Origin of the sequence: Actinomycetospora sp., assembly GCF_036497245.1 — a bacterium.
Taxonomy (GTDB): Bacteria; Actinomycetota; Actinomycetes; order Mycobacteriales; family Pseudonocardiaceae; genus Actinomycetospora.
This window is the reverse complement of record NZ_DASXJS010000101.1, coordinates 1-12,600: the sequence shown is the minus strand read 5'-3', so window position 1 is coordinate 12,600 and position 12,600 is coordinate 1. Positions and strand designations below refer to the sequence as shown.

At 74.6% G+C, this 12,600-nt stretch carries 12 protein-coding genes; 6 read left to right on the top strand and 6 right to left on the bottom strand.

Annotation, left to right across the window (positions count from 1 at the left end):
* Positions 1 to 1,388: class I adenylate-forming enzyme family protein (locus tag VGI02_RS11140; RefSeq protein ID WP_331627414.1), on the bottom strand; the 1,388-nt coding region annotated here is incomplete at its 3' end.
* Positions 1,389 to 1,507: 119 nt separating this feature from the next.
* On the opposite strand from VGI02_RS11140, the gene VGI02_RS11135 reads away from it, so the two are divergent.
* Complete coding sequence (locus tag VGI02_RS11135) at positions 1,508 to 2,170, top strand: TetR/AcrR family transcriptional regulator (protein ID WP_331627413.1); 663 nt, start codon at positions 1,508 to 1,510, stop codon at positions 2,168 to 2,170.
* Here the strand turns inward: VGI02_RS11135 and VGI02_RS11130 are convergent.
* Positions 2,143 to 2,973, bottom strand: coding sequence for a thioesterase family protein (locus VGI02_RS11130; protein ID WP_331627412.1), 831 nt, complete (start codon positions 2,971 to 2,973; stop codon positions 2,143 to 2,145). The two genes, VGI02_RS11135 and VGI02_RS11130, sit on opposite strands and share 28 nt — an antisense overlap.
* A gap of 246 nt (positions 2,974 to 3,219) precedes the next feature.
* On the opposite strand from VGI02_RS11130, the gene VGI02_RS11125 reads away from it, so the two are divergent.
* Positions 3,220 to 4,959: a class I adenylate-forming enzyme family protein gene (locus tag VGI02_RS11125; protein ID WP_331627411.1), complete on the top strand. Its 1,740-nt coding sequence runs from the start codon at positions 3,220 to 3,222 to the stop codon at positions 4,957 to 4,959.
* Positions 4,960 to 4,981: 22 nt separating this feature from the next.
* Positions 4,982 to 6,133 (top strand): LLM class flavin-dependent oxidoreductase, encoded by a 1,152-nt coding sequence (locus tag VGI02_RS11120; RefSeq protein ID WP_331627410.1) that lies wholly within the window; start codon positions 4,982 to 4,984, stop codon positions 6,131 to 6,133.
* On the opposite strand, the gene VGI02_RS11115 is transcribed toward VGI02_RS11120, so the two are convergent.
* Complete coding sequence (locus tag VGI02_RS11115; protein ID WP_331627409.1) at positions 6,121 to 6,873, bottom strand: SDR family NAD(P)-dependent oxidoreductase; 753 nt, start codon at positions 6,871 to 6,873, stop codon at positions 6,121 to 6,123. The genes VGI02_RS11120 and VGI02_RS11115 overlap by 13 nt on opposite strands.
* On the bottom strand, positions 6,866 to 7,525 hold the full coding sequence (locus tag VGI02_RS11110; RefSeq protein WP_331627407.1) for a TetR-type transcription factor C-terminal domain-containing protein: 660 nt from the start codon (positions 7,523 to 7,525) through the stop codon (positions 6,866 to 6,868). Before VGI02_RS11110 ends, VGI02_RS11115 begins: the two co-directional genes overlap by 8 nt.
* Before the next feature lie 106 nt (positions 7,526 to 7,631).
* Between VGI02_RS11110 and VGI02_RS11105 the strand changes: the two genes are divergently transcribed.
* Genes VGI02_RS11105 through VGI02_RS11095 form a run of 3 tightly spaced genes read left to right on the top strand, consistent with a single transcriptional unit; the run spans position 7,632 to position 10,993 of the window.
* Positions 7,632 to 8,708, top strand: coding sequence for an MBL fold metallo-hydrolase (locus VGI02_RS11105; RefSeq protein ID WP_331627406.1), 1,077 nt, complete (start codon positions 7,632 to 7,634; stop codon positions 8,706 to 8,708).
* A 54-nt stretch (positions 8,709 to 8,762) separates the two neighbouring features.
* Complete coding sequence (locus VGI02_RS11100) at positions 8,763 to 9,917, top strand: acyl-CoA dehydrogenase family protein (protein ID WP_331627405.1); 1,155 nt, start codon at positions 8,763 to 8,765, stop codon at positions 9,915 to 9,917.
* Positions 9,914 to 10,993, top strand: a complete 1,080-nt coding sequence (locus VGI02_RS11095; RefSeq protein WP_331627404.1) for an acyl-CoA dehydrogenase family protein — start codon at positions 9,914 to 9,916, stop codon at positions 10,991 to 10,993. Before VGI02_RS11100 ends, VGI02_RS11095 begins: the two co-directional genes overlap by 4 nt.
* Here the strand turns inward: VGI02_RS11095 and VGI02_RS11090 are convergent.
* Both VGI02_RS11090 and VGI02_RS11085 read right to left on the bottom strand, forming a co-directional pair.
* The gene (locus tag VGI02_RS11090) at positions 10,983 to 12,098 is read right to left on the bottom strand and encodes a hypothetical protein (RefSeq protein ID WP_331627403.1); all 1,116 of its coding nucleotides are present in this window, start codon (positions 12,096 to 12,098) and stop codon (positions 10,983 to 10,985) included. The two genes, VGI02_RS11095 and VGI02_RS11090, sit on opposite strands and share 11 nt — an antisense overlap.
* Positions 12,099 to 12,168: 70 nt before the next feature.
* Positions 12,169 to 12,600, bottom strand: a 432-nt coding sequence (locus VGI02_RS11085) for a CocE/NonD family hydrolase C-terminal non-catalytic domain-containing protein (RefSeq protein WP_331627402.1), incomplete at its 5' end; no start/stop codon positions are given.

The following is a 12,600-nucleotide window of genomic DNA, read 5'->3' as shown; positions in this document are numbered from 1 at the left end:
TCCTCGTCGATACCGTCCCCGGCCGGGACGACGAAAGCGACCGGGACCTCGCCGAGGTCGGGATGCGCCTGCCCGACGACCGCGGCGTCCCCGACGTCCGGCGCGTCGAGCAGCACGTTCTCGATCTCGGCGGGGTAGATGTTCTCGCCGCCGCGGATGATCATTTCCTTGGTGCGGCCGCAGATCGTCAGGTAGCCGTTCGCGTCGGCCCGCGCGAGGTCGCCGGTGCGGTACCAGCCGTCGACGAGCACGTCGGCGGTCTGCTCCGGCTTGCCGTGGTAGCCCCGCATGACGTTCGGGCCCCGCACCCACAGCTCACCCTCGCCGCCGGTCGGGGCGTCGACCCCGGTGGCCGGGTCCACCAGCCGCACGGCCAGCCCGGGCAGCGGGAGCCCGCACGAGCCGTAGGGGCGGCCGCCGTGGGGCCAGTTCATCGTGACCATCGTCGAGGTCTCGGTGATCCCGTACCCGTCGAGCAGCGGGATCCCGTAGCAGGCCTCGAACGCCTGGTTCGTCGCCGCGGGGAGGATCGCGCCCGCGGAGATCGCGACCCGGAGCCGGTGAGTGGGCGTGGCCCCGTGCGCCGCCTGCACCAGGTAGGAGAAGCCGGTCGGCACCCCCGGCAGCACGGTGTGGTCGCCTTCCGCGAGCAGCTCGGTGACCCGGGCCGGCGAGAAGCGGGGGAGGAGCCGCTCGGTCGCCCCGGTGGCGACGACGCCGAGGACGCACAGGTCCAGCGCGTACGAGTGGAACAGCGGCAGCGCGCACAGCACGTCCTCGCCCGGCGCGAGGCCCGCGATCGGCGCCCAGCAGGCCGCGACCACCCACAGGCAGCTGCGCAGGGAGAGCTCGACGCCCTTGGGGCGCCCGGTCGTCCCGGACGTGTAGAGCATGAACGCGACGGCGTCGAGGTCGGCCGGGTCGGGTGCCGGGGTCCGCGGGTCGGTCGTCACGAGCTCGTCGTAGGAGAGCCACCCCGGGCGGGGCGGGCCGGCGACGACCACGGTGGTCCCCGCGTCGACGAGCCCGCCGACCAGCTCGGCGTGGGCGGTGTCGGTGACGACGGCCCGGGCGCCTGAGTCGGCGAGCATGTACGCCAGCTCGGCGGGGGCGGCGTCGGGGTTCAGGCAGGTCGCGACGGCACCGGCGCGGGGGACGGCCAGGTAGGTCTCGGCGGTCTCGATCCGGTTGCCCATGACCATCGCGACCCGGTCCCCGGGGGCGACGCCCGCCTCGACCAGGTGGCCCGCGAGGCGCGCCGTGCGACGGGCCAGCTCGGCATAGGTGACCCGGTGCTCGTCGTCGGCGAACGCGGTGGTCGGGCCGCGCTCGGCCGCGTGGCGGTCGAGCAGCTCGCCGATCGGCCGGATCAGCTCGGTCCGCAGCATCGCGCCCTCCCCTCGACTAACGCTCGTTAGCGACCGTAGACAGGCCGTGGTGCGTCGCACAAGAGGCTCACGAACGCTCGTTAGCCGCTAGGGTGAGCCGACCGCCGGAAGGAGTGGCCGTGCCCGCAGCGTCGTCCGGCCGGACCGCCGCGCCGTCACGACCGCCGGCCGGTCGCGATCCGGTGACCAGCGCCAGCGTGCTCGACCGCGCGCTCACGCTCTTCGCCGAGCGCGGGTACCACGGCACCGCGCTGAGCGAGATCGCCGGCGCGCTCGGGGTGCGGACCCCCAGTCTCTACAACCACATGCGCTCCAAGCACGAACTGCTCGAGGCCATCATCGACGCCACCACCGCGGGGGTGCTCGACGACTTCCACGCCGTGCGCGAGGCAGGCGGCGAGCCCGCGGACCTGCTGTACCGGGCCGCCCGCGTCTACGCCTACCGGCACGCCACCCATCGTCGTGAGGCCCTCGTGGTCAACCGGGACACCTCCAGCCTCGACGAGCCGGTGCGCTCACGGATGCAGGCCCGCAGGCGCGAGCACGAGCACGCCCTGCGCGCGGTGATCTCCGACGGCGTCGAGGCCGGGGCGTTCGGGGTCGAGTCGCCCGCGCTCGCCTCGTTCGCCATCCGCGAGCTCTGCGTGAGCATCGCCCGGTGGTTCTCCGAGGACGGACCGCTGACCGCGGACGACGTGGCCGACCAGTACGCGGGGTTCGCCCTGCGCATCGTCGGCGCGCCCGAGGGTGTGGCTCAGCGGTCGCCGAGCACGGCGAGCTGACGCGACTGCGCGCACAGCACCCCGGTGGAGTCCCACACGTCGAAGTCCTCCTCGTGCAGCCCGTGGGCGAGGTGCCTCGTCCGGACGCGGCAGGCGAGCGGCCCGGGCGCGGGGTGCTCGCGCAGGTGGACGGTGAGCTGCGCGGTACTCGAGTAGCGCCCCAGGTCGGAGACGACGGGCGTGGCGCAGTCGACGACGAACGCCAGCGACCCGAGCGTGGCGTCGCTGCCGTCGGCGAAGGAGACCCAGAACTCCGCGGTCGGGTCGCCCGAGGGCTCGCGGCGCCGCCAGCCCGGCAGCGCGGGCACCCGGAACACGACCCGCCCGATGACCATGGTCTCGGTGGGCAGCGAGGTGCCGGCGAACAGGTCGAGGCAGTCCTCGGGGTCCGGGAGCCGCGGGGCGGACTCGCCGTCCCAGCGGTCGGGCGCGCTGGCGGCGAGGTCGCCGAAGCTCGCCTCGAGGCGCAGGACCTCGCGCGGGTCGCCGTCCGGGCCCGGCTGGCAGAGCTGGGCCGAGCCGCTGGCGACGCGCCGCCCGACCCGGTGGACGGTGGTGGCGAGGCGCGCGGCACCGGGCACGGCGGGGCGCAGGAAGGACGCGGAGGCGACGATCGGGTCGGGTCGCCCGGCCTCGGCCATGACCGTGGCGAGCGGGCGCAGTGCCGCGGCGAGCTGGTAACCACCGTTGAGCCGCCCGCCGCCGATGCCCCAGCGCCCGGATAGCTGCAGGTCGAACCCGCCGTCGGGACGCGGGACCGCGGGGGTGTCCTCCTCGAGCTCGCTGATCACTCCGGCAGTCAAGCAGGCGGAGACGATCACGGCTGGTCCCGGTTCGCCGTCGTGATCGTCTTTCGTGCGGCGGAACGCATCAGATCTGACGCGTTCCGCCGCACACGTCGTGATCACAGCGGGCGCGGTGCCTCTCGCCGGCGGACGCGCGCCCGCCGACGCTGCGTCACCGGTCGTCACCGAAGTGACGGTGGTCCGGGTCGTGGCCGGCCCGTAATCTAGGACTGACTAGAAAATGGCGGCCCGGAAGCGAGGACCATGGACGCGAGCATCGAGCAGCGGCGGGCGGAGCTGCGTCGTCGATTCCCGGTGTGGATGCCGATGGCCCTGCACGAACGGCTGGACGCCTGCGCGGCCGAGTTCGCCGACCGCCCGCTGGTCATCACCGACGAGCGCACCGTCTCCTACGCCGAGGCCGCGGCCTGGGCGACGCGGCTCGCGGACGGCCTGGTCGCGCTGGGGGTGCGCCCCGGGGACCGGGTCGGCCTGGTGATGGCCAACTACGCCGAGTTCGTCCCGCTCAAGTTCGCGATCTCCCGGGCGGGCGCGATCGCGATCCCCTTCAACTACCTCTACCGCACCGACGAGCTGCGTTACGTCCTCGAACAGTCCGACGCCAACGTCCTGATCACCATGACCGGGTTCGCGACGCTGGACCACCTGGCGATGCTCGACGAGATCGTCCCCGGCTGGGAGGACCGTGGGCTCGGCGCGGAGCCGGCGGGCGGAACCCTCCCGGAACTGCGCGAGGTCCTCACCCTCGCGACCGACGGGCGGTCACGGGACGGGGTACGGACCGTCTCCGACCTCGCGGAGCTGGGGTCCGCGCACGCGGGAGCCAGTGACGCGGTGGCCTCGGTCGCCCCGGACGCGGTGGCCGACATCCTCTACACCTCGGGGACGACCGGCTCGCCCAAGGGCGTGCTGATCACCCACGACGCCAGCCAGCGCACCGGCTACGCCTCGGCGCTGACCCGCGCGATGGAGGACGGCAGGCGGATCCTCTTCTCCCTGCCCTGCTATCACATGTTCGGCTACGTCGAGGGCCTGATGGCCGCCCTCATGGTCGGCGGCGCGGTCGTGCTGCAGACCGCGTTCGACGCCGGGCGCTACCTCGAGGGCATCGAGCGCCACCGCGCCACCGACATCCTGTGTGTCCCGACGATGACCGTTGCGCTCCTCGAGCACCCCGACGTGCACACGCGGGACCTCTCGAGTCTCCGCGCGATCCTCTCGGGGGCCGCCCCGGCACCCGTCTGGCTGTGGGAGAAGGTCCGCGACACCCTCGGGGTCGCCGAGATCGTCACCGGCTACGGCATGACCGAGCAGGGCGGCGCCATGACGCTGAGCCTCCCTGAGGACCCGCTCGAGCGACTCTCCGAGACCGTGGGCCGGGTGAAGCTCGCCGGGGTCGCGGGTCTGCCGGAGTCCGCGGGCGACGTCGCCGGGGACCTCACCGAGTTCCGCACCATCGACGTCCTCTCCGGGGAACCGCTGCCCCCGGGGGCCGAGGGTGAGCTGACGGCCCGGGGCCCCACGAACATGATCGGGTTCTACGCCAAGCCCGACGAGACCGCGCTGGCCCTCGACCCGTCGGGGTGGGTGCACTCGGGGGACCTCGGCTACGTGAGCGAGGACCACTACATCGTCCTCACCGGCCGGAGCAAGGAGCTCTACAAATCCGGCGGCGAGCTCGTCATGCCCAAGGAGGTCGAGGAGGTCCTGTCGCAGCACCCGGCGATCAGCCAGGCCTACGCGGTGGGGGTCGCCGACGACCGCTGGGGCGAGATCGGGGTGGCGTGCGTCGTCGCCCGGCCCGGCATCGACGTCACGGCCGAGGAGCTCATCGAGCTCTGCCGCGCGCGCCTGGCCCGCTTCAAGGTGCCCCGGCGGGTGGTCTTCCTCGCCGCGGAGGACCTGCCCACCACGCCCACCGGCAAGGTCCAGAAGTTCCGCCTGGTGCGCATGGCCCAGGAGCGCGCGGGCGTCGGCGCCTGACCGACCGGCGGGAGGAGCACGGATGCACGTCGGCATGGGGCTGTTCTTCCAGGGCCTCGAGGACGGCCGCGACGACCACGACGTGGTCCGCGCCGGCCTCGCCCTGGGCGACCGGGCCGAGCCCCGGGGATTCGAGTCGATCTGGACCGCGGAGCACCACTTCTCCCGATATCACATGATGCCGAACCCGGCCCAGCTGCTGACGTACTTCGCGGGCCGCACCCGCACCGTCCGGCTGGGGACGATGGTCATGGTGCTGCCCTGGCACGACCCGGTCCGGGTGGTCGAGGAGCTCTCCTGGCTGGACACGGTCTCGGACGCGCGGGTCCTGCTCGGGCTCGGCCGCGGCCTCGGGTCGATCGAGTTCGACGGGTTCCGCCTCGAGATGGGCGAGTCCCGGCAGCGGTTCGTCGAGTACGCGACCGCGATCTCGCAGGCGCTCGAGTCCGGTGCGATCGAGGCCGACGGCGAGCTCTACCGGCAGCCCCGTGCGGAGATCCACCCGCGGGCGATGCGCACCTTCCGCGGCCGCACGTACGCCTCGGCGGTCTCCCCGGAGTCGGCGCGGATCATGGCCCGGCTGGGCTACGGCCTCATCCTGATCGCCCAGAAGCCGTGGGACGTGACCGTCCGCGAGACCGCCGAGTACCGCGAGCTGTTCCGCGAGATGCACGGCGAGGACCCGCCCCGGCCGGTGCTGGTCAACTTCACGACGGTCGACCCGGACCCCGGCCGGGCCCGAGAGCTGCACGACCGGTACGCGACGGCCTACGCGCGCTCGACCATCGAGCACTACGAGTTCACGAACCCGCGCCTCGAGCACGTGCCCGGCTACGAGTACTACGCGGGGCTGCGCCGCAACATCACCAAGCACGGGCTCGAGAAGTTCAACCGCTTCCTGGCCGACCTGCAGATGGGCGGCACGCCCGACGAGCTGGTCGAGCAGACCGTGGAGCGGGTCCGCGCCCTCGACGCGGGCGGCGTGGTCAACCTGTTCTCGTTCGGCGGCATGCCCGCCGAGGTCGCCCAGCGCGCGCTCGACGTCTACGCCGAGCAGGTGCTGCCCCGCCTGCGGGCGATCGACCCGCACCGCGACGTCGGGCTGAGCGCCGCGACTCAGAACGCCGGAGCTCAGAACGCCGGAGCTCAGAGCGCCGGAGTTCAGAGCGCGTAGCCACCGTCGACGTCGAGGGTCTGCCCGGTGATCCACCCCGCCCGCGGTGAGACGAGGAACGCGACCGCCGCGGCGACGTCGTCGACCGACCCGAACCGGCGCAGGGCGAGATTGCGCCGCGCCGTCGTCAGCAGCTCCTCGGTGTAGTCGCCGCGCGCCACCAGCTCCGACCACATGCCCTCGCCCTCGACGAGGCCGACCCCCACACAGTTGGCGCGGACGCCGTGGCGGCCCTCCTCGGCCGCGATGCCCCGCACGGTGGCCGCGATCGACGCCTTCGGCGCGGAGGAGAGCATGTCCTTCTTCGAGTAGCGCTCGATCGCGGGCGTCACCAGGGCCACCATCGACCCCTGCGTCTCGCGCAGCACCGCGATCGCCGGGTGCAGCAGGTTGTAGGCCGCGACGGTGTCGCCGAGGACCTGTTCGCGGTACTGCTCGGGGCTCACGGCCGAGATGTAGCGCATCGGGATGTACGGCCCGGCCGCGTAGACCACGGCCGAGAGCGGCTCGGGCGCCGCGGACCGGACGACGAGGGCGGTGGCCTCGGCGTCACGGAGGTCCACCGCCGCGGTGACCGCCCGCCCGCCGCGCGCCTCGACCACGGCGGCGGCCCGCGCCGCGGCCTCGCGCCCGTTCCGGTAGGTGACGACGACGTTCCAGCCGTCCTCGGCCAGGTGCGCGCAGACCGCCCCGCCGATGCCGCCGGATCCGCCTGCCACCAGCGCCCAGGGCTCACTCACGCGAGCCACCGGAGGACGGGCCGCCCGGATCGCGCAGCGCGTTGTGCACGAGCCGCCGCGCCGTCGCGGCGATCTCCTCGACCGTTCCCTGCTCCGGATCCCACCAGTCGCTCGCCCAGTTCAGCGCGCCGAGCACGAGCATCCGGGCCCCGCGCGGGTCGAGGTGCGGGTCCAGCTCGCCGCGGCGCACCGCGTCGTCGAACAGCCCCCGCCACAGCACTCCGTAGCGGGCCTCCTCGACGCGGCTCGGGGCGCGCAGCTCGTCGGGGAGCTGGGAGACGGTCCGCATGGCCGCCGCCGCCCGCGCGTGGCCGACGAGCACCATCTCGAGGTGCGCCGTGGCCGCGACGCAGATCCGGTCGAGCGCGCCGACGGCGGAGTCGAGGTCGTCGAGCGCGGCGGCGACGTGCTCGTGGGTGGCCCGGACGCCGCTGACGACGACCTCGGAGATCAGCTCCTCGCGGGTCGCGAAGTAGTAGTACACCGCCGGGAGCCGGAGCTCGGCCAGCTCGGCGATCTCGGTGATGCGGGTCCCGTCGTAGCCCCGGCGTCGCAGCACCGCCGCCGCGGACTCGAGGATGCGCCGGCGGGTTCTCGTCGACTTCCGGTCCTGGCCCGCGGTCCCGGGGGCCTCCGGACTCCGAGGGCTCACGTGCCGATCGTAGGAGATCGGTGGGCCCGTCACGCTCGTCACGAGCTCGGCACGGAGGACGGTGTGGGGTGACAATCGAGAATCTCGTAGAAAACCGGAGGTCGACGTGAACCAGGAATCGCCGGGGCAGGCCACGCGCCCGGCCGTGCCGGACCAGCCCGACGACTGGACCGAGCCCGGCGCCCACCGGGTCCTGGACGACGTCTGGCGGCTCCCGCTGCCCCTGCCGTCGAACGGCCTGCGCGCGGTCAACGTCTACGTCGCCCGCGACGAGGACGGGCTCACCCTGGTCGACTCGGGGTGGGCGAGCCCCGAGACCGCCGCCGCGCTCGACCGCGGCCTCGCCGCGCTCGGTCACACCACCGCGGACGTCCGGCGGATCGTGGTCACGCACGCCCACCACGACCACTACACGCACGCGATCGCCCTGCGCGGCAACAGCGGGCTCGAGGTCCTGCTCGGGCGCGGGGAGCGGCCCACGGTCGACGCCGTCGCGGCGGACGCGGGCGCGGACGAGCCGGCGATGCCGCAGTACGACCTGCTGCTCCGCGCGGGCGCACCCGGGCTCGCCGAGGCCATGGCCGAGTTCGGGCGCGCGATCCGGGCCGTGAACACGGCGCCGTGGGGCAGCCCCGACCGGTGGCTCGACGACGGCCAGGTCGTCGGCGTCGGCGCGCACCGCGTCGAGACCCTGGCGACACCCGGACACACCCGCGGGCACGTGGTGCTGCGCGACGAGGCCGCGGGAGCGCTCTTCGCCGGCGACCACGTGCTGCCCCACATCACGCCCTCGATCGGCTACGAGCGGGCGCCCGAGCCCGCGCCGCTGCGCAGCTACCTCAGCTCGCTGCGCCTGGTCCGCGACCTCCCCGACGCCCTGCTGCTGCCCGCGCACGGCCGGGTGACGGCCAGCGTGCACACCCGCGTCGACGACCTGCTCGTCCACCACGAGCAGCGCCTCGCCGTCGCGCTCGACCTGCTGCGCTCCGGCGCGACGACGGCTCACCAGGTGGCGGCGGGCATGAGCTGGACCCGCCGGGAGCACAAGCTCGACGACCTCGAGACCGAGCACGCCGCCCTCGCCGTCCTGGAGATCGCCGCGCACCTCGACGTGCTCGTCGACCGGGGACCCGCCGTGGCCGAGGATGACACGGACGGGGTGCGGCGCTACGCCGTGACCTGATCCGGTCCGACCGGCACGGTCATCGGCCCTGACCGAACGAGGAAGGATCCGTCCGTGATCTTCACGCCCACGCCGCTGAGCCCGGCCGAGGACGACCTCCGCCACCAGGTCCGCGGCTGGCTCGACGAGACCTTGCCCGCGGATCTCCGGCCCGGCCTCGGGCTCGGCGGCCGGCACGACCCGGAGTTCAGCCGGGCGCTCGCCGCGCAGGGCTGGGTGGGGATGTCGATCCCGCGCGAGTACGGCGGCGCCGGGGCGAGCACCGTCGAGCGGTTCGTCGTGGTCGAGGAACTGCTCGCCGCCGGCGCCCCGATCACCGCGCACTGGATCTCCGAGCGCCAGACCGCGCCGACGCTGCTGCGCTTCGGTACCGAGGAGCAGCGGCAGTGGTTCCTCCCGCGGATCGCGGCGGGGGAGTGCTTCTTCTCCCTGGGCATGAGCGAGCCCGACGCCGGGTCCGACCTCGCCTCGGTGCGTACCACCGCCACGCGCACCGAGGAGGGCTGGCGCGTCGACGGCACCAAGGTCTGGACGACGAACGCCCACCGCAACCACTTCTTCGTCGTCCTCTGTCGGACCTCCGCCGCCGAGGACCGCCACGCCGGGCTCTCCCAGCTGATCGTCGACCTCTCCTCGCCCGGGGTGACGGTCTCGCCGATCCCCCTGATCGACGGCGAGCTCCACGTGAACGAGGTGGTCCTCGACGGGGTCCACGTCCCCGACGAGCGGGTGCTCGGCGAGGTCGGCCAGGGCTGGGCCCAGGTGACCGCCGAGCTCGCGCACGAGCGCTCCGGGCCGGACCGCTACCTCTCGGTGCTCGGGCTGCTGCGCGCGTTCCTGGCCGATCACGGCACGGACCTCGACGACGCCGACGCCGCCGCGTTCGGCCGGGTCGCGGCCCGGCTGTGGTCGATCCGGCAGCTCTCGCTGTCGGTCGCACGGTCGCTCGAGCAGGGCGAGGCGCCCGCGACGGAGGCGGCGCTGGTCAAGGACGTGGGGACGGTCTTCGAGCAGGAGGTGGTGGAGACGATGCGCGAGGTCGCGGCCCTCGAGATCGACCCCGAGGGGGAGACGCTGTTCGAGCGGCTGCTCGCCGAGTGCGTCCTGAACGCGCCGAGCTGGACGCTGCGCGGCGGCACCACCGAGGTGCTGCGCGGGATCGCCGCGAAGGCGCTCACCCGGGGCTCCCCGGCGCGGGCCGCCCGGTGAGCGCCCCGGCGATCGAGACCACGGAACTGCGCGACGCCGTCGCCGCCGTCCTGCGCGACCGGGTCACCCCCGAGGCGCTCGAGGCGGCGGAGCGGGACGGCTGGGCCCCCGGCGTGTGGGACCCGCTCGCCGACGGCGGGTTCACCGCGGTCTCGGTGCCCGAGGGCGCCGGGGGATCCGGTGGGTCCGTCGGGCAGGCGTGTGCGGTGCTCGAGGCGGTCGGCGCCGCCGCGGCCCCGGTCCCGGTGGCGGAGACCGGCCTGCTCGCGGGGCGGCTGCTGGCCTCGGCGGGTCTGGAGGTGCCGGTCGGCGCGGTGTCGACGGCGGCCGCCCCGGGCCTGACCCTCGACTCGGGCGCGCTCGCCGGCTCCGTCGCCCGGGTGCCGTGGGCCCGGGCGGTCACCGCACTCGCGCTGCTGGCCGACGGACCGGACGGGTCCGTCGTCGTGCTCGTGGACCCCGCGGCCGCCCGGATCACGCCCGGCCGCAACCTCGCGGGCGAGCCCCGCGACCACGTCGACCTCGACGGCGTCCGGCCCCTCACGTCCGCCGCCGCGCCGCCCGACGCGGGAGCGGCGCTGCGGCGACGCGGGGCGCTCTCCCGCGCGGCTCTCGTCGCCGGGGCGTCCCGGGCGGTCCTGGACCTGACGGTGCGCTACACCGGGGAGCGGGTGCAGTTCGGGCGCCCCGTCTCGTCGTTCCCCGCCGTGGCCGCGCACCTGGTCCGGATCGCCGAGCAGACCGAGACCGCCGCGGTGGCCGCGCGCAGTGCCGCCGCGAACGCGGGCGAGGACGACGACGGTCAGGGCGGGGAGCCGCACGCCCTCGACGTGGCCGCCGCGGCCGTCGTCGCCGCGGAGGCGGCCGGTCTCGTCGCCGCGGCCGCCCACCAGGCCACCGGAGCGATGGGCATGACCCGCGAGTTCGCCCTGGGCTCCCTCACCCGACGCCTCTGGTCGTGGCGCGACGAGTGGGGCGGGGGGCGGACCTGGGCCACCGAGCTGGGGCGATCGCTCGCCGCGGGCGGTCCGGACGCGTTCTGGCCCACGGTCGCGCGCGGATCGGTCACTGGGTGACGAGCCGGGTCACGAACCGGGACCGGTGGCGCTCGACGAGCAGGAGCAGCGCGAACTCCACGACGACCGCGCTGACCACCAGCTCGGCGTCGACGTAGCCCAGCGCGACGTTCACCCCGGCCAGCGCGATCACCAGCCCCGCCCGGGCCAGCGCCGTGCCCACCCGGTCCCGCCCGAGGAGCAGGGCCACCGCCGCGATCAGCAGTAGGACCCCGACGACGGCCTCGCCCGCGGAGGCGACCACGAGCATCGGCGGCCGCGTCCCGGGCGGGATCACCTCGTCGTCGAGCACCAGGTTCGCGTCCGGTCCGCCGGCCCAGAGGACCACCAGGATCACGAGCCCGAGCAGTGACAGCAGGCCGAGCAGGGCCGACCCCGCCGCGAGCACGATCCGCAGCAGCCAGCGCGGGACGAGCGCCGCCTCCACGTGCGCCAGCCGCGTGCGCAGCGCCCGCGTCCGGTGCCCGGGCGGCTCCACCGGCGCGACCTCGACGAGCGGGCGGACCGCCCGGGCGTGCTCCGCGAGGTCCGGGCGGGCGGGGTCGGCGGCCATGGCGTCGAGGTCGGCGAGCAGGGCGGTGCGGGCCGCTGGGGTCAGGGGTCCGTCGGCGACGTCCTTGAGTCCGTCCGCGGCCGCGTAGGCGCTTCGCCGGGGTCCGGTGAGGTGGGTGCGCCGGGCCAGGGTCGCGAGGCCGAGCACGGCGAGGAAGACGACGTAGATGATCGGGGCGGCGAGCGGGGTGAAGTAGTCGTTCGCCTGGGTGATGAACTTCCCGACCTCGTCGACGAAGAGCCCGGACCCGACGCCCACGCACACCGCGGTCACGTGCTGCACCCAGTGGTTGCCCCACAGCAGCGCCAGCAGCCCGCCGACCAGCAGGAGCAGCCCGCCCCACAGGGCGTGGGCCAGGTGGTAGACCGCCCCGCCGATCTGCGGGTAGCCGGTCAGCGCGAGGTAGAGCCGGGTGAGCACCACGGTGACGCCGAAGCTGACGGCCACCAGGCGCAGGCTGCTCGCACCGTCGGCGCGCTGGACGGGGCTGCGGCTCCGGTGGGCCGCGGGCACGGCGGTGCCGACGTCCGCGGTGACCGGGATCGTGCTCATCGTCGCCCCCTGGGTGTTTCGTCGCGCCGACGGTAGCCAGCGCGAGCCCCGGTGACCACGTCGTCGGTGATCAGGCGCCCGACGGGGGGACCTCGGTGACCTCGATCCAGCTCTCGCCGCCGAAGTGCAGGGTGTTGCGGCACAGGTAGGGCGGCACCGGCAGGTCGAACTGTGCGTAGCCGTCGCCGGGGCCCATGCGCAGCAGGTCCGAGCGGCTCCCGATGTCGAGGCGCAGCCGCTCGCCGGCCCGCAGGAGGACAGGGGTGGGCGTCAGGCTGAAGCGCAGGACGACCGGCTCGCCCGGGCGCAACGGTTCCCGGTGACCGGAGTCGATCGCGATCTCGACGGCGGTGCTGCGCGCGGTGTCCTCGGTGCGGGCGACCGGGCGGATCGCGCCCATGCCGAGCTGGTGGCGCCCGCCGTCGGTGTCGATGCGGGAGAGCCGGGCGAGGACGTAGGAGTCGATCTCGTTGCTGCTGAACGTCAGCCGGGCGGTGACGGG